The organism is Nocardioides insulae DSM 17944 (assembly GCF_000422825.1).
Lineage (GTDB): Bacteria > Actinomycetota > Actinomycetes > Propionibacteriales > Nocardioidaceae > Nocardioides > Nocardioides insulae.
Genome location: NZ_KE383928.1, coordinates 618,549 through 643,352 on the forward strand (window position 1 = coordinate 618,549; position 24,804 = coordinate 643,352).

Sequence of the window (24,804 nt, forward strand, 5' to 3'; positions counted from 1 at the left end):
CATGGAGAAGCCCCGTTCGCTCGGCCAGCATGGCCGAGCGGACGGGGCCCGGGGAGGTCGCTCAGTCCAGGACGGTGGCGGCGAGCCGGTCCAACTGCTCCTCGGTGGTGCCGAACAGGACGTTGTCGGCCATCGCGTTCTTGGCGTACAGGTGGGCGTCGTGCTCCCAGGTGAACCCGATCCCGCCGTGCATCAGCATGGTGTCGCGGGAGGCGACGACGTAGGCCTGGTTGGCCAGCACCCGGGTGGCCGCGGCGGCGGCGCGCACGTCGTCCTGCCCCTCCTCGACGGTCTCCCGCAGGGAGGCGTCCACCAGGGACAGGGAGGTGAACATGTTGGCCACCGGGTGCTTCACGCCCTGGTAGGCGCCGATCGGCTGGCCGAAGGAGTAGCGCTCCTTGGCGTAGGTGGCGGTCAACTCCAAGAGGCGCTCCATGGCGCCGACCTGCTCGGACGCGACCACGACGTTGACCAGGTCCAGGGTCTTGTCGAGCGCGGCCAGACCGTCCCCGGAGAGGGGGGTGGCCGGGGTGTCCTGCATCGTGACCGTCGCCACGCCGCGGACCAGGTCGACGCCCTTGGTGGCGGTGACGGTGAGGCCCTCGGCGTCACGGCGGACCAGGTGCACTCCGGCCCCCTGGTCGCCGCTGGCGATCACCAGCAGCACGTCCGCGTCGGCGCCGTTGAGCACGGCGACCTTGGTGCCGGTGAGTCGGCTCCCCTCGGCGGTGGCGACCGCCCGGGTGGAGAGCTCGGCGGGCACCCAGCTGCGGTTGCCGGGCTCGCTGATCGCGACCGAGCCGATCAGCTCGCCGGCGGCGAGTTGGGGCAGCCACTCCTTCTTGGCCGCCTCGTCGTCCAGTGCCAGCAGGAGTCCTGCGGCCAGCACGGCCGAGGCCAGCAGCGGGGAGGGCACCAGGCCGGCGCCGAGGGGACGGTACGCCGCGGACACGTCGGCGAGGGTGGCGCCCGCACCGCCGTACTCGACCGGGATGGCCAGGCCGGCCAGGCCGAGGTCGTCGGTGAGACGGCGCCACACGGTGGGGTCGAAGGAGGCGTCGGACCCGATCACCTCGCGGACCTTGGTCATCGGGCTGTGCTGCTCGACGAAGCGCCGCACGGCGTCGTGGAGCGCATCCTGCTCGTCGTTGAAGAGAAGGCTCATGGGGACTCCTGGGGCGTCAGTTGCCGAAGCGGATCTGGTTGAACGGGAGGTTGCGGTCGACCCCGGGATCCTTGGGGAGGCCGAGCACCCGCTCGGCGATGATGTTGCGCTGGATCTCGTTGGTGCCTCCGGCGGTGGCGTTGCCCGGGGCGCCGAGCGCCCCCTTCACGACGCCGACCAGTTCCGGGTCGCCGCTGGCGTACAGCGGTCCGAAGACCTCCTGCACGGCCTCGGCCGTCCACAGGTGGAGCTCCGCACCGGCCAGCTTGGCCGCCGAGCCGGCGGCGCCGATCGGGATGCCGGAGGTCGCCCGCTCGTGCAGCAGGCGGCCGAAGGCACGGGTGGAGTTCTCCTTGGCGTAGAGCTCGGCGAGGGTACGACGGACCGAGGGGTCCTCGGTCAGGCCGCGCTCGCCGGCCAGGTCGGCGAGGGTCTCGAAGCTGAGCACGCTCGCCCGCGAGCGACCGCTGGCGCCGATGGTGACCCGCTCGTTGCGCAGCATGATGACCGAGGCCTGCCAGCCCCGGTTGACCTCACCGATCACGGCGTCCGCCGGGACCTCGACGTCGTCGAAGAAGACCTCGTTGAACGGGGAGTCCCCGGTGGCGACCTTGAGGGGTCGGACCGTGACGCCGGGGTGGTGCATGTCGACCACGAACATGGTGATGCCCTGGTGCTTGGGGGCCTCGGGGTCGGTGCGGGCGATGATCGCTCCGAAGTCGGAGAACTGCGCGCCGGTGGTCCAGACCTTCTGGCCGTTGATCACCCAGCCGTTCTCGGTGCGCTTCGCAGTGGTGCGCAGCGAGGCGACGTCCGAGCCGCCGCTGGGCTCAGAGAAGAGCTGGCACCAGATCTCCTCACCGGAGACCATCTTCGGGAGGTGACGCTTCTTCATCTCCTCGGTGCCCAGCTCCATGATGGTGGGCGCGGGCATCCCGAGACCGATCACGAACGGACCGGTCGGCAGGGCGAAGTCGGCGGCCTCCTGGTTGAAGGCGACCTGCTCCGCGGCGCCGAGCCCCTGGCCGCCGTACTCCTTGGGCCAGGTGATGCCGGCCAGGCCGGCATCCCAGAGGGCCTTCTGGAACCGCTTGGACTCCTCGAGGGAGAAGTGGTACTCGTCGGCCTCGTCGTAGGGCTTGGCGTTGGCCTCGAGCCACGCCCGGGCCTTCGCCCGGAACTCATCGATGGGCATGGGGATCCTCTCCTGGGCCGGGCGGGCGTGCGCGACTCGGTCGGTCCCCACCAGGCAGCAACTAGAACACGTTCTCGCGAGCGCGGGGACAGCTTCGTGCTGTGACGCAGCTCATGTCAAGGGGCGGTGCGGATCAGGACTCGTCCAGGAGGCGATCGGCGGCGAACCGGAGCTGGGAGTCGACGTAGGAGGCGGTCAGCTGACCGTTGAGCCAGTCGATCACGCTGGAGACCCAGAGCGACTCGAGGACGGCCAGCGCCTTGCGCTGATCGGAAGTGGGGTGGTGGTCGACGCCCCAGGCCGCCAGGGTGGCGATCTCGCTGAACCGGGTGGACTTGGGCCGGGGCTCGCCCTCCGGGTCGAGCTGGAGCGGGCGCGGCGTCTGGAAGGAGCTCATCGCGGCGTGGGCGAAGCCGCGGCTGCGCCCCATCGCGTGGAAGGCACGGATGAAGGCCTCGGCCGCGCGTCCGGAGGCGGAGTGCTGGCGTGGCGGGCGGCGGGTGATGTCGCTCTCGAGCGCCTCGAGCTGGGCGCCGATGGCGGCCCGGAGCAGTTCGTCCTTGGAGGGGTAGTACCGGTAGAGCGTGGCCAGCGCGACCGGTGCTCGCCGGGCCACCTCGCGCATCTGGACCCCGTCGTACCCGCCCTCGGTGGCGAGCTCGGTGGCCACCTCGATCACACGCTCGGCGCGGAACGCCCGGGCCTCGGGGGTACGGCGGGTCACGATCTGGTCGGTCATGCCCTGCTCCCTTCTGGGGACGACTCCGCACCGATGTGGCGCGTGATGCTGGTGGGGTGAGCGGGCACTCTACTGTCCCGCTGATCCTGCCTGCGGTGGGCGCCGGAGATCGGCCGCGCGCGGCGTCGACCCTGTGCGAACACCTCGACGGGAAGGTCGGACAGACTCACGGGGCGGCTCCTGGCTCGCTCGTCGCCGCTCGATGCGGCCGAGAGGGAGAACGAGTTCTCGTTTGCGGAGCCAACTGCACCCGGCGGACTGTGTCAAGGACCACACGGCCCGTGCGCCGCACGCTCGAGGTGGTGCAGTCGGGTCAGCCGGCTCCGAGGTCGGTGCTGGGGCGGTGCGGGAAGACGGAGTCGACGTAGGAGCGGGCGGCATCGAAGATCTCGACCTCGAAGCCAGCCTGCTCGGAGAGCTGCCGGCGGTGCGTCAGCACCTCGTGGAAGATCTGTGCCGCCTGCATCTTCTCGCTCTGGTCGGCCGGGATCATCCTCGTGATCGGGTCGTAGACCTCGCTCAACCAGCGGGCGGCGACCACTCCCCGGGGCAGTCGCCCGAGCTCGTGGGCGGCGGTGTAGGACGCCAGGTCGTTGAGCAGGTGGCGCGCCTGGGCGTCCTCGACCTCCAGGCCGGTCAGCTCGCGCAGTTCGCGGCGGTGATGACCGAGCTCGACCACCCTGGGGGTGATCCGGATCTGTTCTCCGTCCACATCGGTGACGAGATCGAGTTCGTCGACGTCGAAGCCGAGGTCGTTGAGCCGCTCGACCCGGCGCTCGACGCGCCACAGCTCGTCCGCGCCGACGTACTCCTCGCCGGTGAGTTCGTCCCAGAGGCTGTCGTAGCGCCTCCGGATCCTCTCGATCACCGCCATCGCGTCCACCTCCGCGCCGGCCCCCGCGGCGAGGTCGAGCAGTTCGGCGAACACGTTCTCGCAGCCCACCGTGACGTCGTGCTCGCGCAACCGATCGGAGAGCGGGTCCTTGAGCTCACCGGTCTCCGCGTCGACCAGGTAGGCGGCGTACCCGCCCGCGTCGCGGCGGAAGAGCACGTTCGAGAGGGACACGTCCCCCCAGTAGAAGTCCGCCAGGTGGAGACGCACGAGCAGCACCACCAGTGCGTCCACGAGTTTCTCCAGGGTCGCGCCGCCGGGCCCGTGCTCGAAGATGCTGCGGTAGGGGAGCGAGTACGCCAGTCGCTCGGTCATCAGCACGGCCGGAAGGTCCTCCCCCTTCTCATCCTTGCGCCCCGTCACGACCGCCTGGGGGGTGACCGCCGGCAGCGACATCCGATGCAGGTCGCGCAACATCCGGTATTCGCGGAACGCGAAGTGGTCGGTCGTCTCCTTGACCGCGAACAGCCGGTCGGCCACGCGGATCATTCGCACCACGTGTCGCGAGAGCCCCAGCCGGCTCGGCACGACGACCCCGATCGGAGTCTCCGGCCAGTCCGTCAGCGGGGTGGACCAGGGCAGGCCGAAGGTCGCCGGCTCCGGCCTGGTCGCCACGATGCGCAGCGCCATGGGCCAACCTTAGGGAACCACCGATCGATCACGCCTGCTGCGCGCTTGCCAGGGCGTCGCGGGCGGGTGTTCCTGCGCCACGTCGCTGTCGCCAGAACCGCCCGGGGGTCGGGGCCAGCGGCGGGCTACGTCTAGGATGGCGGCGCCTCTCAGGCACGCCGGTGTAGCTCAGTTGGTAGAGCGTCTTACTTGTAATAAGAGGGTCGCGGGTTCGATTCCTGTCACCGGCTCGCGGGGCCGTCCGACGGCGCGAGCGTGTCCTCACGGCCGTGCCGGAGGACGGGGCGCACGGCGCCCTCTCGAGTGGGGTGGCCTCGGGGTGGAGGACGGGTGCGCCCGGGCAGGTGCTCAACCGGATCCCGAGCGAACGCTGCGGGCGACGAGGTGTGACGAGCCCGACGGGCGTACGGGCGCATCGCCGGGCATGTTCGGTGGTGCGACCGGCGCCCAGCGCATACGGTCGAGTCGCACACACGAGGAGGCGCGATGAGCGAGCAGGACGAGACCGACGGGGTGGAGCTGGACTTCGACCTCGATCAGCCCGAGATGAACGTGACCTGCCCGGACGGCTGGATGGTGCACTTCCAGCACGGGAAGGTGGCTGACAAGGCGCACATCGTGGAGTTCTCCACGGGCGTGGGCGAGACCCGGTTGGGCGACGCGGTCGACATGGTGCTGGGCATCGCCGAGTCCCTGATGGATGCCAACTACATGGCGACACCGGACGAGGAGTCCGAGATCGCGCTCGGTTGGGATCCGCTGGGCGACGTGTTCGATCCGGAGGGCAACAAGATCGACCTCGATCAGGACTGAGCCAGATCGAGATCGCGGGCCCGCCCCGGACGGGTCGGGCTCAGCGCAGCCGACGGACCGGGAAGTTCTCGGGCGGGTTCGCGATCGCGTCCTGGGCGCCGATCAGAGCCATCTCCTCACGCCCGGCCTCGACGGTGGCCGAGAGGACGGCGTACATCGTGGAGGCGACCTTGGCGAGTGCTTCGGCAGGGGTGGCCCCGCCGCCGAGGTGAGCCAGGTAGAGCGCGGTGGTGACATCACCACCACCCTTGGCGGTGAGCGGGAGCAGCGGGGTCGTGACCGCCCAGGCGCCCGCGTCGGAGACGGCGATCATGTCCAGGCTGCCCTCGGCGACGTCCGAGGTGAGCACGCTGGTGACCAGTACGTCGGAGGGCCCGGTCGCGCGGACGGCGTCCACGGCGTCGAGCACCTCGGCGTGGGTCGTCGTGGTGCGGCCGGCGAGGAAGTCCAGCTCCCAGTGGTTGGGCGTGATGATGTCGGCGGCCGGGACGACCTGGTCCCGCATGAACTCCGGGATGCCCTCCTTGACGAAGAAACCGCGGCCGACATCGCCCATCACCGGGTCGCAGCAGTAGACGGCCTCCGGGTTGGCCGCCTTCACCCGGGCCACCGCGTCCAGCACGACCGCGCCCATCGATGGGTCGCCCTGGTAACCCGACAGCACGGCGCCGATCTGCGGGAAGGCGCCCCGCTCCTCGACCCCGAGCAGGACCTCCGCGACGTCGGCGGGGGCCAGCAGCGGACCGCGGGTGGCGCCGTACCCGGTGTGGTTGGAGAAGTGGACCGTCAGCACCGGGTAGACCTCGTGACCGAGCCGCTGCAGCGGGAAGACCGCGGCGGAGTTGCCGGCGTGACCGTAGGCGACCGAGGACTGGATCGAGAGGATCTGCACAGTCGTCATAGTAGGACCGCTCGGGGGCGTCGCCGGTCTCGGCCCGGTCGGGTGGTCTGATGGTGGCATGAGCACGATGAGCTACCGGCCGCTGGGTGATTCCGGACTGATGGTGAGCGCGGTGGGGATCGGCTGCAACGCCTTCTCCCGACGCGTCGACCTCGACGGGGTCCGCGACATCCTCGGCGCCGCCCGCGACACCGGGATCACCCTGCTCGACACCGCGGACAGTTACGGGATCGCCCCGGGTGCCTCGGAGGAGATGATCGGGGAGGCGATCGCCGGCCAGCGCGAGCACTTCGTGGTGGCCACCAAGGCCGGGCTCCCGGTCGGGCGTGCGAACGGGCCCGACTTCGGTGCCCGCGGCTCGCGGCACTACCTGCGCCGGGCGGTGGAGGCCAGCCTGCGCCGGCTCCGGACCGACCGCATCGACCTGTTCCAGATGCACCGCTTCGACCCCGTCACGCCGATCGAGGAATCGCTCGGCGTCCTCACCGACCTGGTGCGCGAGGGCAAGATCTCTTACCTCGGCTGCTCCAACTTCGCCGGCTGGCAACTCGCCGACGCCGACTGGACGGCGCGCACCGCCGGGTTCGAGCGGTTCGTGTCGGTGCAGAACCGCTACTCGCTCCTGGACCGCAGCATCGAGGACGAGGTGGCGCCCGCGGCAGAGCGGTTCGGCGTGGGGATCCTGCCGTTCTTCCCCCTGGAGTACGGCCTGCTCACCGGCAAGTATCGGCGCGGGCAGGACGCCCCGGAGGGGACCCGGATCGCGCTGGACTCCCGAGGCGCCTCCTGGCTGGCCGACGCGGACTGGGACACCATCGAGGCGCTCGAGGCGTACGCCGCGGCACGCGGCCTCCGTCCGGTCGACGTCGCGATCTCGGGGCTGGCCGCACAGCCGGCCGTCGGATCCGTGATCTCCGGGGTCACCACCGCCGATCAGGTGCGCACCAACGCCCAGGCCCTCAGCTGGGAGCCCACCCCCGAGGACCTCGTCGAACTGGACTCAATCACCTCCGGGACGTCTTCCGACGGGTCACTCTGAGCCCCAGACCGCCGTACTGCGGTCGCCGCTCACGCCCCGGGCGGTCGTCGGCTATCTTGCGGTGACCATTCGTCACCGAACGCAGCGAGGAAACAGATGCTCAGGAGATTGCTGATCGGACTGACCGGGGCCCTGGTGCTGGTCGTCGTCTCCACGAGTGCGGCCTGGGCCTGGGAGCAGACCCAGCACGCCAAGGACGGCAACTCGCGCGGGGACTACAGCTGCTCCTCGCGCGTCTCGGACGACGAGCAGTCCTATGAGGTGTCCTGCTGGGTCCACGACGCGAAGTGCGACGATCGCGGCGTCTACGTCCAGAGTCGGTTCGAGGTCGGCCAGGGTCGGGCCTATGAGCAGGGGGACTGGGTCCGGAGCACCCCGAACGCCGGCGGGTGCGGCAAGCGCAAGCTCACCGACTGGAAGCGGCACGGCAACGGGCTGTACACGAAGGACATCAACTGGGTGCACTTCCGCCTCTGCATGGACGAGCCCCTCGCGACCGACACCTGCTGGGCGGGTACCGAACAGCAGGCCCGCTGAGGCCGAGCCCGCTCCCGACGGTGCTGCCGGGTGGCCGCACCAGGGGCGCGGGCGTCAGCCGGCCCGCGGCTCCAGGCTCCAGTCGACCGGGGCTCCGCCCTGGTCGAGGAGCAGTCGGTTCACCCGGGAGAACGGCCGCGAGCCGAAGAATCCGCGCCGCGCGGACAGCGGGGAGGGATGCGCCGACTCCACCCACGGGACGCCGGCCAGCATCGGCTTGAGGCTCTGGGCGTCGCGGCCCCACAGGATCGCGGCCAGTGGGCCGCCCCGGCGTACCAAGGCCTCGATCGCGCACTGCGTGACCTCCTCCCAGCCGCGGCCGCGGTGGGACGCCGGGGCGCCCGGCTGCACGGTGAGTACCCGGTTGAGGAGCATCACCCCCTGATCCGCCCAGGCGGTGAGATCGCCGTGCTCCGGTGGGACCAGGCCCAGGTCGGAGGCGAGCTCGGCGTAGATGTTGCGCAACGAGGCGGGCAGCGGTCGCACATGCGACTCCACCGCGAAGGAGAGCCCGATGGGGTGACCCGGGGTGGGGTAGGGGTCCTGCCCGACGACGAGCACCCGCACCTCGGCCAGCGGCCGTTGGAAGGCCCGGAAGATGTGGTCGCCGGCCGGGAGGTAGGCGCGGCCGGCGGCGAGTTCCTCCCTCAGGAACCCGCCCATCCGGGCGATCCGGTCCTCGACCGGCGCCAACGCCTTCGCCCAGTCGGGAGCCATCAGCCCCTTGTCCACGAGTCCGGCGAGTGCGCTCATGGCCGCAGGGTAGCCAGTGCCCATGCCCCCGGCGGCCCGGGGCGAACGTGCCCGCTCGACCACGCCTCGGCTCAGGGGAGGCCACCGCGGCCTCGGGGCGCCCGACTGCTCCGTTCGCGGAGGAGGGCGGCGAAGTCGTCGTGGACGAACCCTCCTGCCCAGTAGTGTCGCGACCATGCCGCCGGACGGCGGCGAGCTGGGTCCACTCGCAACACGAGAAGGAGTAGGCAGATGAGGTTCGGGATCTTCATTCCTCAGGGGTGGCGGATGGATCTGGCGGGCATCGACCCGGAGGCCCAGTGGCGGACGATGCACGAACTCGCGCAGCGCGCCGACGCCGTCCCCGGGTGGGAGTCGCTGTGGGTCTACGACCACTTCCACACCGTGCCCAAGCCGTCGGTGGAGGCCACCCACGAGGCCTGGACCCTGATGGCGGCCTTCGCTGCTACCACCTCGCGGATCCGCCTGGGTCAGATGTGCACCTGCATGAGCTACCGGCCGCCGACGTACCTCGCCAAGGTCGCGACCACCATCGATCATGTCTCCGGCGGCCGGGTGGAGATGGGCATCGGCGGTGGCTGGTACGAGCACGAGTGGCGCGCCTACGGCTACGGCTTCCCGAGCCCGGGTGAGCGTCTGGGCCGACTGCGCGAGGGCGTGCAGATCTTCCGGCAGGCGTGGACGACGGGTGAGGCGACCCTGGACGGCAAGCACTACCAGGTCGATCGGGCGATCTGCCGGCCGCTCCCGCTGCAGACCACCAGCCCCACCAACCGGATCCCGATGTGGATCGCGGGCGGAGGGGAGAAGGTCACGTTGCGGATCGCAGCGGAGTACGCCGACTACACCAACTTCTCCGGAGCGCCCGAGGCCTTCGCGGCCAAGTCGGACATCCTGCGTGAGCACTGCACGAGCCTGGGCAGGGACTTCGATGAGATCACCCGGAGTGCCAACTACAACGTCGTGATCGGCGAGACCGAGGGCGACGTACGGGACAAGCTCGCCTGGTTCGAGGAACACCTCGCCGGGCCGGCCGGAGCACAGCGGGCGGCCCGCGTCGCCCACGACCTCTCCCAGGGCCCCCTCGTCGGCACCCCCGAGCAGGTCGCCGAGAAGCTCCGGGAGTTGGAGAAGGTCGGCCTCGGCTACGCCATCACCTACTTCGCCGACGCCGCCTACGACCGCACGTCGATGGAACTCTTCGAACAACAGGTGATTCCCGCCCTCGGTTGAGTTGGCCTTCCCGGGCGGTCGAGTTGGGGGTTGTGGGCGGTCGAGTCGGGCCTCCCGGAGTGGCGGGGCGTGCGCGGCCGACTCGATGGTTCGGGAGGACCGACTCGATGGTTCGGGAGGACCGACTCGATGGTCCGGGAGGACCGACTCGACCGCCCACAACCCCCAACTCGACCGTCCGGGAGGACCGACTCAACGGGTCAGGGGGAGGAGACCTGGTCGAGCCAGGTGGTGAGGACGGGCCAGGTGGAGGTGCGGGCAGCGCGGCCGGTGAGCATGCCCAGGTGGCCGCCGGGCACGACCTCGAGCCGGACCTCCCGGGCCCCCTCGAGCAGCGGTACGACGGCACGCACGGCGTCCAGCGGGGTGATCGCGTCGCCGGCGCCGGCGAGGACCAGGGTGGGGGCGGTGAGGTCGGCGAGGGCGACGGTGCGCCCGCCGAGCACGACCCGGCCGGTGGCGATCTCGCTGCCGCCGAGCAGCCGGTGGTAGAGCTGGCCGAAGGCGCGACCGGGGTAGGCGGTGGTGGACGCGGTGAACCGATCCACCGCCTCGAGCTGGGCGAGGTAGTCGGGGTCGTCCAGATGGGAGGCGACCGCCAGCGGCCTGCCCAGGAGCCGGTCCACGGGACCGAGTTGCAGGGTTCGGCGGAGCAGCGGGCCGGGCAGGTCGCCGAACAACCGACGGCCTTGGGGGCGACGGTCTCCGGCCAGGGGAACCTGCGGGCTCGGCGGTGCCAGCATCGGCACCGAAGCGAGGTCGAACGGGGAGCCCAGCACGGTGAGCGAGCCGATCGGAAGGTCGGGGCGGTCGGCGGCGCCCAGGGCCGCGAAGATGCCGCCCATGCTCCAGCCGACCAGGTGGACCGGCCGGCCGCCGGCATCTGCCGAGACGCTCTCCACCGCGGTGGGGACGACGTCGTCCACCCAGGGGGCGAGGTCGAGATCTCCGCCGTGGAGGTCGATCCGCTCGTAGTCGACCAGATAGGTGGGCCGACCGGTGTCGACCAGGTGCTCGGCCAGCGAGCAGCCCCGGCGCAGGTCGTAGCAGAAGGCCGGCGCGGCCACCGGTGCCACCAGGAGCACCGGGTCGACGCCTGGGTCCATCCCCGGCTCGCCCACAGGATCGGCGTGCGCGGCGGTCGTCCCGCCGGGCCGATAGCGGTACACCTCCCGCAGCGGGCCCTCGTCGATCAGGGTGCGCGGCATCGGGCGCAGGTCGGCCAGGCCGCCGTACACCAGGGCCTCGGTGAGGTGACCGGCCGCGGCACGGACGGCGTTGAGGATCGCCTCGGGACGAGGGAACAACGCGATGACGTGCCTCCCGATGGTGTGGTGCCTGGGGGTCGTGGCCGCCCCGCCCGCATCATGACCCGGGCCGCCGGCCTCGCCGATGAGCGTACCCGCCGCGCGGGTCGACATTCCGCTCGCTGCCTCGGTCACCGCCGCCTGTCACGGGTGCTGCTCATCGAGCGCGCCCAGTCATCGCGCACCAAACCTCCGGCCACCGGGTCGCGCGGATCACCGGGCGAGGCCGTCATGAACGATCACGCAGCGGTGAGCAGCCCGACGATACGGCGCCGGACGGGGGCTCACGCAGCGGGTTCCTGCGCGGCCGGACGCGGACCGAACTCCTCACCGAGCAGCTCCACGACTCCGTCGTAGAGCTCGGGCATGAACATGGTGCGGGAGAGCAGCAGCCGGTCCGCAGGCACATGGACGACGGTGATGGCCATGCCCGCCCGCACGTGCGCCGAAGGGATCGGACCCTCCTCGGTGAAGGTCATGATCAGGTCCGGGAAGTCGGCGATCCGGGCGCCGCGCTGGTTCAACGTCATGTACTCGTTGACCACCCCCAGGTCGGTGCCGTCCTCGAGCTCGATCCGGCCGACGTCGAGCCCCGAGCGCTGCTCCAGGTCGGCGACGCGGACGCGGGCACGGGTGACCACCGAGCCACCCAGATGGGCGACCGCGGCATCCACGCCGCCGGCCAGGTAGCGCTCCCCGAGCGTGATCGCGGCCGAGATCGCACCGGGCGCGCCGTGCGTGGCGGCGTACTCCACGGAGACCGGGTTGCGGGCGACGGCCACAAGGCCGCCGGCCTCGATCGAGGCCTGCCGGACGACGCCCGCGGCCGCCTGGAGCGAGCCGGTGGCGACGCCGCTGACCCTCCGGGCGCCCCGGCCACCGGCGTAGGCCTGGCGGGAGACGTAGCCCTCCTCACGGTGGAGGCCCAGGGCCCCCATCGACCCGGTGGGGTGGGCGCGTCCGTTGCAGGCCAGGTCGAGGACCGGAAGCTGGGACATCGCGGCGTGAAACCAGCCGTTGATGGTGGTCTGGGAGCCGTTCTCGTTGGTGTTGATCGCTGCCAGGGTCTGTCCGGCGGGCAGGGTCTGCTCCAGCCCACGGATCGTGGCGAGCATGTCGGCTGGGGCCATCTGCGGGTCGGGTGCGGCCGGGGCTCCCACCAGGGCGACCGTCGCGGCCAGGACGTCGGGGGCGAACTCGTCGACCGACCAGAGTTCGACTGCGCCGGAGGCCAGGGCGTGCCGGGCGGTGGCGAGGCCGGGCTCGATCAGCCCGCCCCCACCACCGCCGAGGATCGCACCGCCGAGGACGGCCGTCTCCACGTCGTCGAACGAGAGCACACGTTTCACTTGATGACCGCCTTGATGGATCCGGAGAAGAAGCTGTACAGAGCGTCACCGGCGATGGCGCCGCCGGCGAAGACCTCGAGTTCGGACTTGGCCTCGGGGCCGCGCCACCGCAGGACCAGCACCCGGACGGCCAGGCCGATCGCGACCAGCCAACCGGCCGCGGGGGTCGAGATCAGCAGACCGGTGGCGAACAGGATGCCGAGCTGGCGCCGCGAACCGCCGATCAGCTGGAGGAGCGCCCCGGGAACGGCCCACAGCAGGAGGTCCCGCGCAACGTCGGAGGAGACACCGGCGTCGATGGCGGCGACGTACGCCGCGTCGATCGGCGCCGTCATGCCGTTGTCGAAGAAGTACTGGTAGGAGAGCGAGACCACGACGATCGCGACCACGAAGCCGATCATCCCGGCGATCAGCTGCTGGCGACGGCCCTCGAGTTCGAAGCGCGGATCGGCGCCCTCCCCGCGCAGCATGTGCCCGGCCTTGAGGTCGTAGCCCATGTCCGCGAAGGCGGGACCGGTGGCCGCGGAGAAGCCGGCGAGGACCACGAGGGCCTCGGGTGGGAAGCCGATCAGCATGCCGATGATCAAGGTGATCAGCGCCACCGCGAACGCCGGGAACCAGCCGGAGTGCATCGCGGCGATGCCGACGATGAGTTCGTGGACGAAGGCTGCCACGGCGCCGTACACCACGAAGCCGATCAGCATCGGCACCGACATGTCGGTCCAGATGCCGGTGCCCAGGCACAGCAGGATCATGATCGCGACGTAGCCGGCCGAGCCGAGACCGAGGGAGCGGCTCAGGTCGGGGGCGGTGGAGCCTGCCCCGGCGCTACCGTCGGCCCGCTCGGCGGCGGGAGGGGTGCCACGCGACGTCCTCTTGCGGGACACCGCGCGACCGACCTGGATCAGGGCGACCACGCCGGCGCCGATCATCAGGCCGTGGGGGATGTAGTGGGCGTTGAGGTCGAGGCCGAACACCGGCAGGGAGTATCCGCCGAACAGGAGGCCGCAGCCGAAGGCGATCATCGCGGCCAGAGTGCCGATCAGGGCGACGCCGAAGGCGGACATCGGCAGCGAGAAGACGGCGCCGGCGACTCCGACGGCGAGGCCCAGACCCAGTAGGCGGGCGCCCTTGCCACCCTCGTCGCCGGCCTTGATCGCCTCGGCCGCGGCGACGCCCGGCGGCCAGGTGCCGGTCGCGGGGAAGGCGGTGGAATCGAACATGCGGTAGAGCAGGTACGCATCGAGCAGCATCGCGCAGGAGACGCCGATGAGCATCGGCACGATCAGCGCGGGCTCACCGAAGATGAACGGGATGCCGATCGGTAGGAAGAGCGAGTTCGCGGCGCCGAAGGTCGCCGACGAGATGCTGGTCTGGGCCAGGTTCTGGGCGTGGATGCTGCGGAATCCGCGCATCAGGGTGATCGGCACCCGGGCGAGCGCCATCGCGACGAGGGCTCCGACCAGTGAGGTGGCGGGGGTGATGCCCAGCGTGGCCAGGATCTGGATGCCCACGATGGCGCCGAAGAAGCTGAGCAGGACGGTGAGCACGAGGTTGGCCGGCGCGAGTGCCCGCGGGTGGGCACCGTTCCGAGTCGGGCCAGCGGTGCTGGTGGTCATGGGATCTCCCTGCGAACCGGTCCGACACCGCTCACTTCCTCGTGAGTCTAAGAATCTGGAACCAGAGTTAATAATATGGAACAGTGTGCGTGGGGTTCCCCATCACGTCAACCCTGCGGCCGCGACGCGGAGTCGGATGCGTCATGATCGCCGTCCGAGGTGGAAGGAGACCGGTATGAGCACGCTCGCCAACGCCCGTGCCGTACTTGAGTTGATCGTCGCGCGGGGGCGGGAGATCACGGTCTCCGACGTCGTCGCGGAGCTGGGCGTGCCGAAGAGTTCGGCCTCACGGACACTGAGTGAGATGGCCAAGCACGGTCTGCTGGTCCGTGACTCCTCGCGGGCGTACCGGCCGGCCCCGCTGGTGATCTCGGCCGCCCAGGTGGCCGGCGGCTCCCGCAGTGTGCTCGCCGTCCTCGAGGAGTCCCTCGAGGTTCTGGTCGCGGCCACCGGCTACACCGGGTATGTCAACGTGCTGGACGGGCGGGACTCCGTCGTCCTCCTCCTTCGGATGGGCAGCAACGTCCTGCAGGCCCACACGCCGCCGGGCTACCGCGCACCCGCCTTCGCCACCTCGATGGGCAGGGCGATCCTGTCCCGCTCCGACCGCGCCACGGCGCTGGGGGACCCCCGCCTGGGCGCCGACTACGGATCGGCGCCGTCGACGGCCGAGGAACTGGGCGAGGATCTCGACATCGTCCTACGTCGCGGCTGGTCCTACTCCCGGGGTGAGTACGTCGACGGGGTCTTCGGCGTCTCCGCGGCGGTGCGCGATCCGGCGACCGGTCAGGTGCACGGAATCGGGATCGCGATCGCCTCCGACGAGGTGGCTCCCCAGCTTCGGGACGAGATGGGGGCCGCGGTCCGTGCCGCCGCGGGAAAGGCCGGACGGGCCATCGGGGACGACTACTGGGTGAGCGGGCCGGACGGTCGGTAGCCGACCGCCGAGGTGGGTCAGGCGCCGTTCAGGTCGTGGCCGCGTCCGGCGCCCACGTCGGCGAGATCGGTGAGGAAGCGGGCCGCCCAGGCAGCGACGTCGTTGCGGGAGACCTGGCGGCGCATCGCCCGCATCCGTCGGCTCCGCTCCTTGGGGGAGGCGCGGAAGGCCTCGAGGAACGCGGACTTCATGCCGTTCAGGTCATAGGGGTTGACCAGCCAGGCCTGTCGGAGTTCCTCGGCCGCGCCGGCGAACTCGCTGAGGACCAGGGCGCCGTCGTCCTCGAACCGGCAGGCGACGTACTCCTTCGCGACGAGGTTCATGCCGTCGCGGTAGGGGGTCACGACCATCACATCGGCGGCGCGGTACATCGCGGCCATCTCCTCGCGGGGATAGGAGGAGTGCAGGTAGGCGATCGCGGGGCGACCGATCTGACCGAGGTCGCCGTTGAGCCGTCCGACCAGCCGGTCGATCTCGTCGCGCAGCAGGCGGTACTGCTCCACCTGTTCGCGGCTGGGCACGGCCACCTGGATGAAGACGGAGTCCTCGACGTCGATCTCGCCCTCGCGGACGAGCTCGCCGTACGCCCGCAGCCGGGCGTAGATGCCCTTGGTGTAGTCGAGCCGGTCCACGCCGAGGAAGATCTTCGCCGGATCGCCCAGCATCTGCCGGATCTCCTTGGCGCGCTGATTGACCGATTCGGACCGGGCCAGCTCCTCGAAGCCGGCGTAGTCGATCGAGATGGGGTACGCCGCGGCGTGGACCGTGCGGCCGTCGGGCAGGTGCACCTGGCTGCGCTGGGTGCGGTGTCCGACGCGCTGCCGCACCAGGCGGACGAAGTTCTGGGCGGCCGCGGGGGTCTGGAAGCCGACCAGGTCCGCCCCGAGCAGTCCTTCGAGGATCTGTCGCCGCCACGGGAGCTGCTGGAACAGCTCGGAGGGCGGGAAGGGGATGTGCAGGTAGAACCCGATCCGCAGGTCCGGTCGGAGCTCGCGCAGCATCGCCGGGACGAGTTGGAGTTGGTAGTCCTGCACCCACACGGTGCCGCCCTCGGCGGCGACCTCGGCGCATCGCTGCGCGAAGCGGCGGTTGATCGACTGGTAGGAGTCCCACCACTCCCGGTGGAACTCCGGCTTGGCCACGACGTCGTGGTAGAGCGGCCACAGGGTGGCGTTGGCGAAGCCCTCGTAGAACTCCTCCACCTCCTGCGCCGAGAGGGAGACCGGCACCAGGTGGAGGCCGTCGTCCTCGAACGGCTCCAGGCCCGACTCGGTGCCGCCGGGCCAACCGACCCACACGCCGTCCTGGCGCCGCAGGACCGGCTCGAGCGCGGACACGAGCCCGCCGGGGGACTTGCGCCAGCCGCTCGTGCCGTCCGACATCGTGACCCGGTCGACCGGGAGGCGATTGGCAACGACCACGAGTTCGGACTGCACGGTCCCGACCCTAGCCGTCCCGGTGGTCTGCGGTGCTGGGTTCCACGGATGAGGACGCCGGGCGGGGGCGGGCGAGGGTGAGCACCCCGAGCACCACCAGCCCGGCGAGGAGGGCCCAGAAGGCCGCTCCGATGCCGAGCACCGTCACCCCGCTGGCCGCCACCACGAAGGTGACCACGGCGGCCTCGCGGTGCCCGGCGGCGTCCTCGCCCATCGCACCGGCCAGGGATGAGGCAAGCGTCGGCAACAGCGCCAGCCCGGCCACCGCGGCCAACACCGCGGGGGCAGTGGCGACCAGGGTGGTCAGGGCGGTGGCCGCGACCGCCAGGGCGAGGTAGACCCAACCGGCCACCCACACCGCACGCCAGCGCTGCCGCGGGTCGGGATGGGTCTCGGGCGAGGCCGCCAGCGCGGCCGTGATCGCCGCCAGGTTGATCGCGTGCCCGCCGAAGGGGGCGCCCAGTACGGTGCCCAGCCCGGTGACCGTCATGCTCGAGCGCCACGGCACCCGGAAACCGTAGGAGGCCAGGACGGCGACACCCGGCACGTTCTGGGAGGCCATCGTGACGACGTACAGGGGCAGTGCGACTCCGAGCACCGAGGCCCAGGTGAGGGTGGGTACGACGGGCGCCAGGGTCGGTAGCAGCGGCCCGGACAGACCGCCGTCCCGGGCGGCAGCGAGGCCCAGCACCAGGAGTGCGGCCCCGAAGGCGGCCGGGGCGGCCCAGCGTGGCGCGAGCCGGAGCAGTGCGAGCCACACCAGCACCACCGGCACGACCAGGACGGGTTCCTCGACGAGCCCGCGGACCGGGGCCAGGCAGAGCGAGACCAGTACCCCGGCGAGCATCGCCTGGGCGAGGGCGGTGGGGATCGCGGTCACCAGCCGGCCGAGCAGAGACCAGACTCCGGTGAGCAGGACGAGCAGTCCGACGACGAGGAATGCGCCCACCGCCGCGGCCCACCCTCCGGAGACGGCGCCGCTGCTGGCGAGCAGGGCCGCCCCCGGAGTCGACCAGGCGAGGACCAGCGGCATCCGGTGGTGGTGGCTGAGCCAGAGCATGCCGACCGCCTGGGTGACACAGAGCGCGACCAGCCCCGAGGCAGCCTGGGCCGAGGTCGCCCCGACCGCGTGGAGGCCGGCCAGCACGACCGCTGAGGAGCTGGTGAAGCCCACCAGCGCGGTCGTGACCCCGGCGAGGGTCAGGTGTCGATCGGCCACCAGGGAACTCTAGTTCCGGTCCCGGTCGGTGGTCCCGAGAGGCCGGCCACACGGCCGGCGTACACGCCGCGCGGAGAACTACATCGCTGTGGTTCGCGGGTTAGAGTGAGCCCCGACGAGCACCACTCTGGACTTCCTTGGGGGATCGCATGGATGCGGCCAACGCTTTGCCGGGCAACGAGTCGGACGAGCCCGGGCTGAGCGAGCGCGATCAGGGCATCCTCGAGTTCGAGCGGCACTGGTGGAAGTACGCCGGCGCCAAGGAGTCCGCCGTGCGGGAGAAGTTCGACATGTCCTCGACCCGCTACTACCAGGTGCTCAACGCACTCATCGACCGCCCCGAGGCGCTGGCGGCCGACCCGCTGCTCGTCCGTCGGCTGCGCCGTCTGCGCGCGGCCCGGCAGCGGCAACGCTCCGCACGACGCCTCGGCTTCGAGATCTGAGAGAACCCATGCGTGCCTTCCTTCCCCGTTCCCGGCACTCCGAATACCGCTCCCGGACCGCGCGCCCGCGCGACGAACGCGGCGCCGTACTGTCCTCGCCGGTGGTGCTGCTGAGCGTGGCGGCCGTCGCCGTCGCCGCGGTGGCCTTCTTCGCCACCGGTGATGACCAGCCCGAGGAGCGTGACATCACCCCGGTCGCCGAGGCACCCTCGGCCACCACCTCGCCGAGCGCGACCTCCTCGCCCACCGCCGAGCCGACCCAGAAGAAGCCCAAGCCGAAGCCCAAGCCCAAGCCGATCGAGCGGGGTCAGACCTACGTGGTCGTCTTCAACAACTCCGGCATCACCGGTCTCGCCGGCGAGGTCAGCGGCCAGGCGTCCTCGGCCGGCTGGAACGTCGTCGGCGCGGACAACTGGTACGGCACCATCCCCGACAACACCGTCTACTACCCCGGTGGCATGGAGCGCGAGGCCGAGCAACTGGCGCTGGATCTCGGGATCGACCGGGTCAGCGCCGCGGTCGACCCGATGCAGATGGATCGCCTGACCGTCATCCTGACGTCACCCTTGGATTGAGCAGCGGCCCACCGGGGGTGCGAGGCTGAAGGCATGGAGTTCGTCTCGCCCGACGGTGCCGCCCGGTACGCCGCCCTGACCGCGGTGGCCTCCGAAGCACTGGTGGCCCTCGACTTCGACGGCACCCTGGCGCCGATCGTCGAGGACCCGGAGCAGGCTCGGATCCACCCCGAGGCGGGCGAGGTGCTGGTCGAGTTGGCCGCGCACGTCCGCGCGATCGCGGTGGTGACCGGACGACCGGCCCGTCAGGTCCTCGACCTGGGCGGGCTGGAATCGGTCGGCGATGCCCTGGCCGAGCACGGCACCGAGCTGCACGTGTTCGGCCAGTACGGCAACGAACGATGGAGCACCGAGCATCGCCGGATCCGTAGCCCGCGGCCCCCGGCCGGCCTCTCCTCCTTCGAGCGCGGCCTGCCGCGTCTCCTGCGCGAACACGACGCCGCCGAGGCCTGGGTCGAGGAGAAGGGCCTGGCCGTCGCCGTCCACACCCGCCGGATGCCCGACCCCGAAGGCGCCTACCAGCGACTGCTGCCGGCGCTGCGGGAGCAAGCTGCGGCCCACGACCTGATCCTCGAGCCCGGCCGTCAGGTCATCGAGGTGCGCGCACCCGGCATGGACAAGGGCATCGCCGTCGACACCCTGGTCGACCGGGTGGGTGCGCGCGGCATCCTGTTCGCGGGCGACGACCTGGGCGACATCGACGCGTTCGAGTCCGTCGCCGCCTGGTCCGCCACCGGTCTGGCCACCCTGCTGGTCTGTTCCGCCTCCGACGAGCAGAACGCCCTGATCGGTCTGAGCGACATCGTCGTCCCCGGACCCGACGGCGTGCTCGCGCTCCTGCGCAAGCTCATCGCCGACGCCGCCTGATCCGCGATCGGGTGGGGCTCTCCCGAGTCGTCGACCCGAGCAGGTCCGGGACGGCGATCCACCCTCACCTTCCGGTGAATCGTGGGTCCACGTCCCGGACCCCGCCGGTGCAGCAGCAGGAACCGGGTCAGTGCGTGGAACAGCAGGGGACCTGGTCGCGCACCTCGAAGGGGATCAGACCCTGGCGACCCTGCTGGACCAGCAGGACGGCCCGGCCGTCCTGCCAGGTCGGGCGGGCGAAACCGGTCAGGTCGAGCGTCGTGTCGGGCTCCACGAGGACCCCGGCGAGACCCCGCACGGCATCCACACAACTCTCCGCGACCGCCCGTGCGGCGGTGGTGACCGACTCCACCGAGGACCGGCCGGGGTAGCGCATCAGGCGGCCCGTACGACGACTGAGGGCCTCCGCTGCGGCGTCCCGCGCACCGGGGGCGAGGGCGGGCTCGGCCACCAGGGTGCCCTCGACCAGAGCGAGTCCGGCGAACTGGTCGAGAACCGCGGCCGTGACGGTGTCGGGATCGGTCGCGGGCGACGACGGCCAGGTGATGACCGCGACGTGGCGCGCGATCGGCGTACGGGCGACGTGGCTGCTGAGCACGTAGGCGTCCTGGTCCGCACCGAACACGACGTGAAGAGCCCGATCCAGACCGTGCGCGAGGTGTTCGACGTCGGCGAGGCTGCGCGCGCCGGTGTCCACGGCCACCGCGCGGGTGGCCGTGGAGGTTGCGGTCGAGACCGAGGGGCTCATCGCGAGGGGAGCACCCAGATCGGGTTGGTGTAGAACCACAGGTCGGTCCACGGGTCGGCGTCGCCGACGACGTCGATGGCGGGTCCGGCCGGGTCGACGTCGTCGCCGAGATAGCCGACCTGCGAGCGGTTGGCGTCGGTGCCGCGCAGCCGCACGTAGAACGCCTCGTCGAGTTCACCGAGGTCGTAGCGGAGGGTGAAGGTGCCCTCGCGTCCCGAGGTGTCGGTCTGCTCGATGACCTTGGTGTCCGGTGCGGTGAGGGTGTCGCGGTCCGAGGTGGCGTGGAACGGGTCCACGGCGCCGCGGATCAGGTCGACCCGGTTGAGCTTGGGGGTGAACATCGCCCAGTTCGGCACGTCCTGGGCGGTGATGGTGATCTCGAGCCGGACCCGGCTGCCGCGCTTGGCCAGCAGGGTGCCGCCGAGGGTCTCCGAGCGTGCTCCGGCGAGCACGCGCACGTCGACCTGCTTGACCAGGTTGCCGTGGTCGACCCAGACCCGGCCGTCGCGGATGCCCTTCATCACCGCGGTGTAGTCCCGGCTGGCGGCTCCCACGTGCGTGCGGCTGTAGAAGCCGGGCCAGAAGTCCGCCCGTTCCAACTCCACGGCACCGCCGTAGACCGGGTTGCCGTAGCGCCCGTCCCGGTCGAACTGCTCCGAGGTGGAGCCGTCCGGGCGGGCCGAGGTGTCGCCCCAGTTGCGGTGTGAGTCGGAATTGGCCGAGATCGACCACGGCTTGCCCTCGGCCAGGAGCGAGTCCCACAGGCCGCCGACGGTCGAGGTGTAGAAGTCGAAGCCACCCCAGGAGCGGTAGCTCTCCGGCGGGTAGCCCGGGAAGGACGCGGAGCTCGGCGAGTTGCCGTAGGCCCCGCGGGCGCTGCCCGGCCCGTAGCCGGTGGGCAGACCGCCGGCCTGGTGTCCGGGCGCGCCCTCCCAGCCGACGGCGATCCGGTCATCCGCGTCGCGCCAGGCGCGCACCTCGTGCGGGCTGTCGATGCCGTTGCGAGCGGGGTGGTTGGCCAGGAAGAGTGCGTCCTCGACCCGGCGCTTGTCCTTCTGCTGGCCCAGCCACTGGATGCCGGCGACGGCCAGTGCCTCGTTCTCGGCGGTGTTCTCGCGGGCGTCGCGCACGCTGCCGTCGTACTTGTTCTCGAACTGCTTGAGCACCGCGACCTCGTGCTTGCCCGGCGCCACGAAGACGGTCCCGTGCTCGGCGGCGGGGATGTTCCACTCGAGTCCCTGGAAGATCAAGGTGCCGTCGAGTTCGTCACGGGCCGCCAGGATGTCCGGGTTGACCAGGTCGACCCCGAGGTGGGCGTGGGTCGGGCCACCGTGGTCGGTGATGACCATCCAGTCCAGCCCGTACGCCGCACCGTGCTGGGCCTGGTCGAGGACCGTGTACTGCCCGTCGGAGGAGTACTGCGTGTGGATGTGGTGGTCGCCGGCGAGCCAGTGCCGGATCTTGCCGCCCTTGGTCGGCTGGTCGCCCTGGCCGGCTCGGTCCGTGGTGCCGCGGCGGCGTGCGGCCTCCTCGGCCATCGCCGGGCTGATCCCGGTCATCCCCGCGATGCCCGCGGTCAGCGCGCCGGTGATGCCCGCGGCGCGGAGCAGGCCCCGCCGGTTCACCTCGGCCGGGGTGAGGTCGCGGTCGGAGGCATCGGAGGAGGCGGCGAGGGTGAGGTCGTCGACCTCGCGGGAGTGCTCGTGGGAATGGCCGTGCGCGGCGTGGTCGTGCGAGTGTCCGTCGGGGTGGTGGCTCACGTGGGGTTCCTTCGTCCGGATTCGTCGGGGAGAGCACATCGAGACAACCGGCCGGGTCTGTCCGCTGGGCGGCCGTCAGGTGACGGGGCGGTGAAGCGTCGCCGGCGATCTCGATCAATGAGACGCCTGACCGAGATATGAGATGCCGATGTGCATCCCGACGTACGGACTGCCTACAGTGAGGGCGCTCATCGAGAGGGACTGAGGGAACGGCCCGAAGAAGTCCCGGCAACCGCCACGATCCTCCGCCGCGACCTCGCGTCGGTTCGTGGAAGAGGTGCTAATTCCGGCCCGGGGCGAGAGTCGCGCTCGGGGAAGATGAGGAGGAGGACTCATGAGCGCTGTCGCCCCCGAAGCTGTCCGCGAGAACCAACTGCGGGAGGGCGCCTTCGGCAACGCCACCGCGCTGGTGTGCCGCGAGTGCGGTCACCAGGTGGCCCTCGGCCCCCACTACGCCTGTCCGGAGTGCTTCGGACCGCTCGAGGTGGCCTACGCCTACCCGAGCATCACCCGCGAGGAGATCGAGGCCGGCCCGCGCAACATCTGGCGCTACCAGGCGCTGCTCCCGGTCCCCACCGACATCGAGCAGAGCCCCAACACCGAGCCGGGCTTCACCCGCCTCCTCGAGGCGAAGAACCTCGCCGCCGAACTCGGCCTGGCCAAGCTCTGGGTCAAGGACGACAGCACCAACCCCACCAACTCCTTCAAGGACCGCGTGGTGGCCTGCGCGCTCAGCGCCGCCCGTGAGCTCGGGGCCCGAGTCTTCGCGTGCCCCTCCACCGGCAACCTCGCCAACGCCGTCGCCGCGGCCGGCGCCCGGGCCGGGATCAAGACCGTGGTCTTCATCCCGAGCAACCTGGAGCAGCCCAAGCAGGTCAACTCCGCCGTCTTCACCAGCAACCTGGTCGCCGTCGACGGCAACTACGACGACGTCAACAAGCTCGCCTCCGAGATCGCCGGCGAGGAGGAGGGCTGGGCGTTCGTCAACGTCAACGTCCGCCCCTTCTACGCCGAGGGTTCCAAGACCCTCGGTTACGAGATCGCCGAGCAGCTCGGCTGGCGGCTCCCCGACCAGATCGTCATCCCGGTGGCGTCCGGTTCCCAGCTGACCAAGGTGCACAAGGCCTTCCAGGAGCTGATCAAGCTCGGACTGGTCGAGGACAAGCCCTACAAGGTGTTCGGTGCCCAGGCGAACGGGTGCTCGCCGGTCTCCGCGTCGTACAAGGCCGGCGTGGACGCGATCCGCCCGGTCAAGCCCGACACGATCGCCAAGAGCCTGGCCATCGGCAACCCCGCCGACGGCATCTACGTCCTCGACATCGCCAACTCCACCGGTGGCGCCGTCGAGGACGTCACCGACGACGAGATCCGCGAGGGCATCGTGCTGCTCGCGCGCACCGAGGGCATCTTCACCGAGACCGCCGGCGGCACCACCACCGCGGTGCTGAAGAAGCTCGTCGAGACCGGTCAGCTCGACCCCGAGGCGGAGACCGTCATCATCAACACCGGTCACGGCCTCAAGACCCTCGACGCGGTCAGCGGCTCGGTCGGCCCCGCGGCCACGATCGCGCCGACCTATTCCGCGTTCGCGGCCACCGGGCTCGCCTGACCCGCCGTCAGTCGCCTCCCAGCCGTCACCCAGCCACACCCCAGCCACACCAGCGAAGGAATCCACGTGAGCAGCTCCGTCCGCATCCCCACCATCCTGCGTACCTACACCGGTGGCGAGTCCGAGGTGTCCGCCTCGGGCGCCACGCTGGCGGAGATCATCGAGGACCTCGAGGCCAACTACGCCGGCATCAAGGGCCGCATCCTCGACGACAACGGCGGGCTCCGTCGCTTCGTCAACGTGTACGTCGGCAACGAGGACGTCCGCTTCCTCGACAACCTGGACACCCCCACCCCCGACGGCACCCAGATCTCGGTCATCCCCGCCGTCGCCGGCGGCTGCTGACCCCGCTGCGTCGCTACGCCTGCGCCGACCCACCGCGATCCTGCGGTGGGTCGGCGCAGCTGTGTTCGGTCCGCGTCCGACCCTGCGGGCGAGATCGCCCCCGGCCTGCGCGGATCTCCTGGTCGGCGTACCTGTGCGGCGGTCGGGGACACTGGGGGCATGGATCACCGTTACGCGCTCGACCTGACCTGGCAGGGCAACCGGGGGAGCGGCACCAGCGGCTACCGCGACTACGACCGGGATGTGCTGCTGCGGGCCGCGGGCAAGCCCGAGCTGCTCGGATCGGCCGACCCCACCTTCCGCGGCGACGCCGGCCGCTGGAACCCGGAGGAGCTGCTCCTGGCCGCCCTGGCCCAGTGCCACCTGCTGTCCTACCTGCACTCGGCCGTACGACATGGTGTCGTGGTGACCGCGTACGACGACAGCCCGGTCGGCACGATGTCGCAGTCCGGGCAGGGCGGTCACTTCACCTCGGTGGTGCTTCGGCCGCGGGTGAGCGTTGCCGCAGCCGAGCAGGTGGAGACCGCCCGCGCCATCCACGCCGAAGCGAGTGCGAACTGCTTCATCGCGGCCTCGATGAACTTCCCGGTCACCCACGAGCCGGAGATCCTGCTCGCCGAGGACTAGGACCGAGGACTAGGACCGAGGGCTAGGACCGAGGGCACGGTCCGGGGCCGCCCTGGACCGAGCGCG

24 protein-coding genes, 1 tRNA gene and 1 riboswitch are annotated in these 24,804 nt (G+C 71.1%); of the genes, 12 read left to right on the plus strand and 13 right to left on the minus strand.

All coding sequences use genetic code 11. From position 1 onward, the window contains the following. Positions 1-61: 61 nt before the first annotated feature. From G515_RS0113130 to G515_RS21345, 4 genes are all read right to left on the minus strand, one after another. Positions 62-1,165 carry an acyl-CoA dehydrogenase family protein gene (locus G515_RS0113130; RefSeq protein ID WP_028660501.1) on the minus strand — a complete coding sequence of 368 codons (1,104 nt, stop codon included), beginning with the start codon at positions 1,163-1,165 and terminating at the stop codon, positions 62-64. A gap of 16 nt (positions 1,166-1,181) precedes the next feature. Next, positions 1,182-2,360 (minus strand): acyl-CoA dehydrogenase family protein, encoded by a 1,179-nt coding sequence (locus tag G515_RS0113135; protein WP_028660502.1) that lies wholly within the window; start codon positions 2,358-2,360, stop codon positions 1,182-1,184. A gap of 133 nt (positions 2,361-2,493) precedes the next feature. Further along, positions 2,494-3,099 (minus strand): TetR family transcriptional regulator, encoded by a 606-nt coding sequence (locus tag G515_RS0113140; protein ID WP_028660503.1) that lies wholly within the window; start codon positions 3,097-3,099, stop codon positions 2,494-2,496. Between the two features lie 313 nt (positions 3,100-3,412). Beyond that, a complete protein-coding gene (locus G515_RS21345) occupies positions 3,413-4,621 on the minus strand; it encodes a DUF4032 domain-containing protein (protein WP_036555519.1) in 1,209 nt (402 codons plus the stop codon). A 157-nt stretch (positions 4,622-4,778) separates the two neighbouring features. Here G515_RS21345 and G515_RS0113150 point away from each other — a divergent pair. Further along, positions 4,779-4,851 (plus strand) — tRNA-Thr (locus G515_RS0113150). 256 nt (positions 4,852-5,107) lie between these two features. Next, positions 5,108-5,434: a hypothetical protein gene (locus G515_RS0113155; RefSeq protein ID WP_028660504.1), complete on the plus strand. Its 327-nt coding sequence runs from the start codon at positions 5,108-5,110 to the stop codon at positions 5,432-5,434. Between the two features lie 40 nt (positions 5,435-5,474). On the opposite strand, the gene pdxY is transcribed toward G515_RS0113155, so the two are convergent. After that, complete coding sequence (gene pdxY / locus G515_RS0113160; RefSeq protein WP_245565390.1) at positions 5,475-6,335, minus strand: pyridoxal kinase PdxY; 861 nt, start codon at positions 6,333-6,335, stop codon at positions 5,475-5,477. 58 nt (positions 6,336-6,393) lie between these two features. Here pdxY and G515_RS0113165 point away from each other — a divergent pair, with 58 nt between their 5' ends. Then, a complete protein-coding gene (locus G515_RS0113165; protein ID WP_211221030.1) occupies positions 6,394-7,374 on the plus strand; it encodes an aldo/keto reductase in 981 nt (326 codons plus the stop codon). A 96-nt stretch (positions 7,375-7,470) separates the two neighbouring features. Further along, complete coding sequence (locus G515_RS0113170) at positions 7,471-7,911, plus strand: hypothetical protein (protein ID WP_028660507.1); 441 nt, start codon at positions 7,471-7,473, stop codon at positions 7,909-7,911. 54 nt (positions 7,912-7,965) lie between these two features. On the opposite strand, the gene G515_RS0113175 is transcribed toward G515_RS0113170, so the two are convergent. Beyond that, a complete protein-coding gene (locus G515_RS0113175) occupies positions 7,966-8,664 on the minus strand; it encodes a uracil-DNA glycosylase (RefSeq protein ID WP_028660508.1) in 699 nt (232 codons plus the stop codon). Positions 8,665-8,895: 231 nt separating this feature from the next. On the opposite strand from G515_RS0113175, the gene G515_RS0113180 reads away from it, so the two are divergent. Next, the gene (locus G515_RS0113180; protein WP_028660509.1) at positions 8,896-9,897 is read left to right on the plus strand and encodes an LLM class F420-dependent oxidoreductase; all 1,002 of its coding nucleotides are present in this window, start codon (positions 8,896-8,898) and stop codon (positions 9,895-9,897) included. A 200-nt stretch (positions 9,898-10,097) separates the two neighbouring features. On the opposite strand, the gene G515_RS0113185 is transcribed toward G515_RS0113180, so the two are convergent. From G515_RS0113185 to G515_RS21350, 3 genes are all read right to left on the minus strand, one after another. Then, positions 10,098-11,318, minus strand: a complete 1,221-nt coding sequence (locus G515_RS0113185) for an alpha/beta fold hydrolase (RefSeq protein ID WP_157571103.1) — start codon at positions 11,316-11,318, stop codon at positions 10,098-10,100. A gap of 170 nt (positions 11,319-11,488) precedes the next feature. Further along, positions 11,489-12,553, minus strand: a complete 1,065-nt coding sequence (locus tag G515_RS0113190) for an S-methyl thiohydantoin desulfurase domain-containing protein (protein WP_028660511.1) — start codon at positions 12,551-12,553, stop codon at positions 11,489-11,491. Next, on the minus strand, positions 12,550-14,172 hold the full coding sequence (locus G515_RS21350) for an OPT/YSL family transporter (RefSeq protein WP_036555521.1): 1,623 nt from the start codon (positions 14,170-14,172) through the stop codon (positions 12,550-12,552). The genes G515_RS0113190 and G515_RS21350 overlap by 4 nt, the downstream gene beginning before the upstream one ends. A gap of 175 nt (positions 14,173-14,347) precedes the next feature. On the opposite strand from G515_RS21350, the gene G515_RS0113200 reads away from it, so the two are divergent. Continuing rightward, the gene (locus G515_RS0113200) at positions 14,348-15,109 is read left to right on the plus strand and encodes an IclR family transcriptional regulator (protein WP_028660512.1); all 762 of its coding nucleotides are present in this window, start codon (positions 14,348-14,350) and stop codon (positions 15,107-15,109) included. Between the two features lie 17 nt (positions 15,110-15,126). On the opposite strand, the gene G515_RS0113205 is transcribed toward G515_RS0113200, so the two are convergent. Continuing rightward, positions 15,127-16,545, minus strand: coding sequence for an alpha,alpha-trehalose-phosphate synthase (UDP-forming) (locus tag G515_RS0113205; protein WP_028660513.1), 1,419 nt, complete (start codon positions 16,543-16,545; stop codon positions 15,127-15,129). Positions 16,546-16,555: 10 nt separating this feature from the next. Continuing rightward, complete coding sequence (locus tag G515_RS21355) at positions 16,556-17,764, minus strand: benzoate/H(+) symporter BenE family transporter (protein ID WP_211221031.1); 1,209 nt, start codon at positions 17,762-17,764, stop codon at positions 16,556-16,558. A 149-nt stretch (positions 17,765-17,913) separates the two neighbouring features. On the opposite strand from G515_RS21355, the gene napA reads away from it, so the two are divergent. The 3 genes from napA to otsB are packed head-to-tail and all read left to right on the plus strand — an operon-like array spanning position 17,914 to position 19,649. Beyond that, a complete protein-coding gene (napA, locus tag G515_RS0113215; protein ID WP_051218362.1) occupies positions 17,914-18,207 on the plus strand; it encodes a nucleoid-associated protein NapA in 294 nt (97 codons plus the stop codon). An 8-nt stretch (positions 18,208-18,215) separates the two neighbouring features. Further along, positions 18,216-18,782 (plus strand): LytR C-terminal domain-containing protein, encoded by a 567-nt coding sequence (locus tag G515_RS0113220; protein ID WP_051218363.1) that lies wholly within the window; start codon positions 18,216-18,218, stop codon positions 18,780-18,782. Positions 18,783-18,815: 33 nt separating this feature from the next. After that, positions 18,816-19,649 (plus strand): trehalose-phosphatase, encoded by an 834-nt coding sequence (gene otsB, locus G515_RS0113225; protein ID WP_028660516.1) that lies wholly within the window; start codon positions 18,816-18,818, stop codon positions 19,647-19,649. A gap of 127 nt (positions 19,650-19,776) precedes the next feature. Here otsB and G515_RS0113230 read toward each other — a convergent pair whose 3' ends face one another. Beyond that, positions 19,777-20,397, minus strand: coding sequence for a hypothetical protein (locus G515_RS0113230; protein WP_028660517.1), 621 nt, complete (start codon positions 20,395-20,397; stop codon positions 19,777-19,779). Further along, positions 20,394-22,157: a histidinol-phosphatase gene (locus tag G515_RS0113235; RefSeq protein WP_028660518.1), complete on the minus strand. Its 1,764-nt coding sequence runs from the start codon at positions 22,155-22,157 to the stop codon at positions 20,394-20,396. Before G515_RS0113235 ends, G515_RS0113230 begins: the two co-directional genes overlap by 4 nt. A 185-nt stretch (positions 22,158-22,342) precedes the next feature. Beyond that, positions 22,343-22,482, plus strand: a riboswitch (SAM riboswitch). A 9-nt stretch (positions 22,483-22,491) separates the two neighbouring features. On the opposite strand from G515_RS0113235, the gene thrC reads away from it, so the two are divergent. From thrC to G515_RS0113250, 3 genes are all read left to right on the plus strand, one after another. After that, entirely contained in the window at positions 22,492-23,766 is a 1,275-nt protein-coding gene (thrC, locus tag G515_RS0113240; protein ID WP_028660519.1) for a threonine synthase, read from the plus strand. Positions 23,767-23,832: 66 nt separating this feature from the next. Next, entirely contained in the window at positions 23,833-24,111 is a 279-nt protein-coding gene (locus G515_RS0113245) for a MoaD/ThiS family protein (RefSeq protein WP_028660520.1), read from the plus strand. Positions 24,112-24,270: 159 nt separating this feature from the next. Beyond that, positions 24,271-24,738 (plus strand): OsmC family protein, encoded by a 468-nt coding sequence (locus tag G515_RS0113250; RefSeq protein WP_028660521.1) that lies wholly within the window; start codon positions 24,271-24,273, stop codon positions 24,736-24,738. Positions 24,739-24,804: the final 66 nt, after the last annotated feature.

Bases quoted from the DNA above. Each gene is read 5' to 3' on its own strand.
- G515_RS0113130 (WP_028660501.1), bottom strand. From the start codon at position 1,165: ATGAGCCTTCTCTTCAACGACGAGCAGGATGCGCTCCACGACGCCGTG.
- G515_RS0113135 (WP_028660502.1), bottom strand. From the start codon at position 2,360: ATGCCCATCGATGAGTTCCGGGCGAAGGCCCGGGCGTGGCTCGAGGCC.
- G515_RS0113140 (WP_028660503.1), bottom strand. From the start codon at position 3,099: ATGACCGACCAGATCGTGACCCGCCGTACCCCCGAGGCCCGGGCGTTC.
- G515_RS21345 (WP_036555519.1), bottom strand. From the start codon at position 4,621: ATGGCGCTGCGCATCGTGGCGACCAGGCCGGAGCCGGCGACCTTCGGC.
- G515_RS0113155 (WP_028660504.1), top strand. From the start codon at position 5,108: ATGAGCGAGCAGGACGAGACCGACGGGGTGGAGCTGGACTTCGACCTC.
- pdxY (WP_245565390.1), bottom strand. From the start codon at position 6,335: ATGACGACTGTGCAGATCCTCTCGATCCAGTCCTCGGTCGCCTACGGT.
- G515_RS0113165 (WP_211221030.1), top strand. From the start codon at position 6,394: ATGAGCACGATGAGCTACCGGCCGCTGGGTGATTCCGGACTGATGGTG.
- G515_RS0113170 (WP_028660507.1), top strand. From the start codon at position 7,471: ATGCTCAGGAGATTGCTGATCGGACTGACCGGGGCCCTGGTGCTGGTC.
- G515_RS0113175 (WP_028660508.1), bottom strand. From the start codon at position 8,664: ATGAGCGCACTCGCCGGACTCGTGGACAAGGGGCTGATGGCTCCCGAC.
- G515_RS0113180 (WP_028660509.1), top strand. From the start codon at position 8,896: ATGAGGTTCGGGATCTTCATTCCTCAGGGGTGGCGGATGGATCTGGCG.
- G515_RS0113185 (WP_157571103.1), bottom strand. From the start codon at position 11,318: ATGTCGACCCGCGCGGCGGGTACGCTCATCGGCGAGGCCGGCGGCCCG.
- G515_RS21350 (WP_036555521.1), bottom strand. From the start codon at position 14,172: ATGACCACCAGCACCGCTGGCCCGACTCGGAACGGTGCCCACCCGCGG.
- G515_RS0113200 (WP_028660512.1), top strand. From the start codon at position 14,348: ATGAGCACGCTCGCCAACGCCCGTGCCGTACTTGAGTTGATCGTCGCG.
- napA (WP_051218362.1), top strand. From the start codon at position 17,914: ATGGATGCGGCCAACGCTTTGCCGGGCAACGAGTCGGACGAGCCCGGG.
- G515_RS0113220 (WP_051218363.1), top strand. From the start codon at position 18,216: ATGCGTGCCTTCCTTCCCCGTTCCCGGCACTCCGAATACCGCTCCCGG.
- otsB (WP_028660516.1), top strand. From the start codon at position 18,816: ATGGAGTTCGTCTCGCCCGACGGTGCCGCCCGGTACGCCGCCCTGACC.
- G515_RS0113230 (WP_028660517.1), bottom strand. From the start codon at position 20,397: ATGAGCCCCTCGGTCTCGACCGCAACCTCCACGGCCACCCGCGCGGTG.
- thrC (WP_028660519.1), top strand. From the start codon at position 22,492: ATGAGCGCTGTCGCCCCCGAAGCTGTCCGCGAGAACCAACTGCGGGAG.
- G515_RS0113250 (WP_028660521.1), top strand. From the start codon at position 24,271: ATGGATCACCGTTACGCGCTCGACCTGACCTGGCAGGGCAACCGGGGG.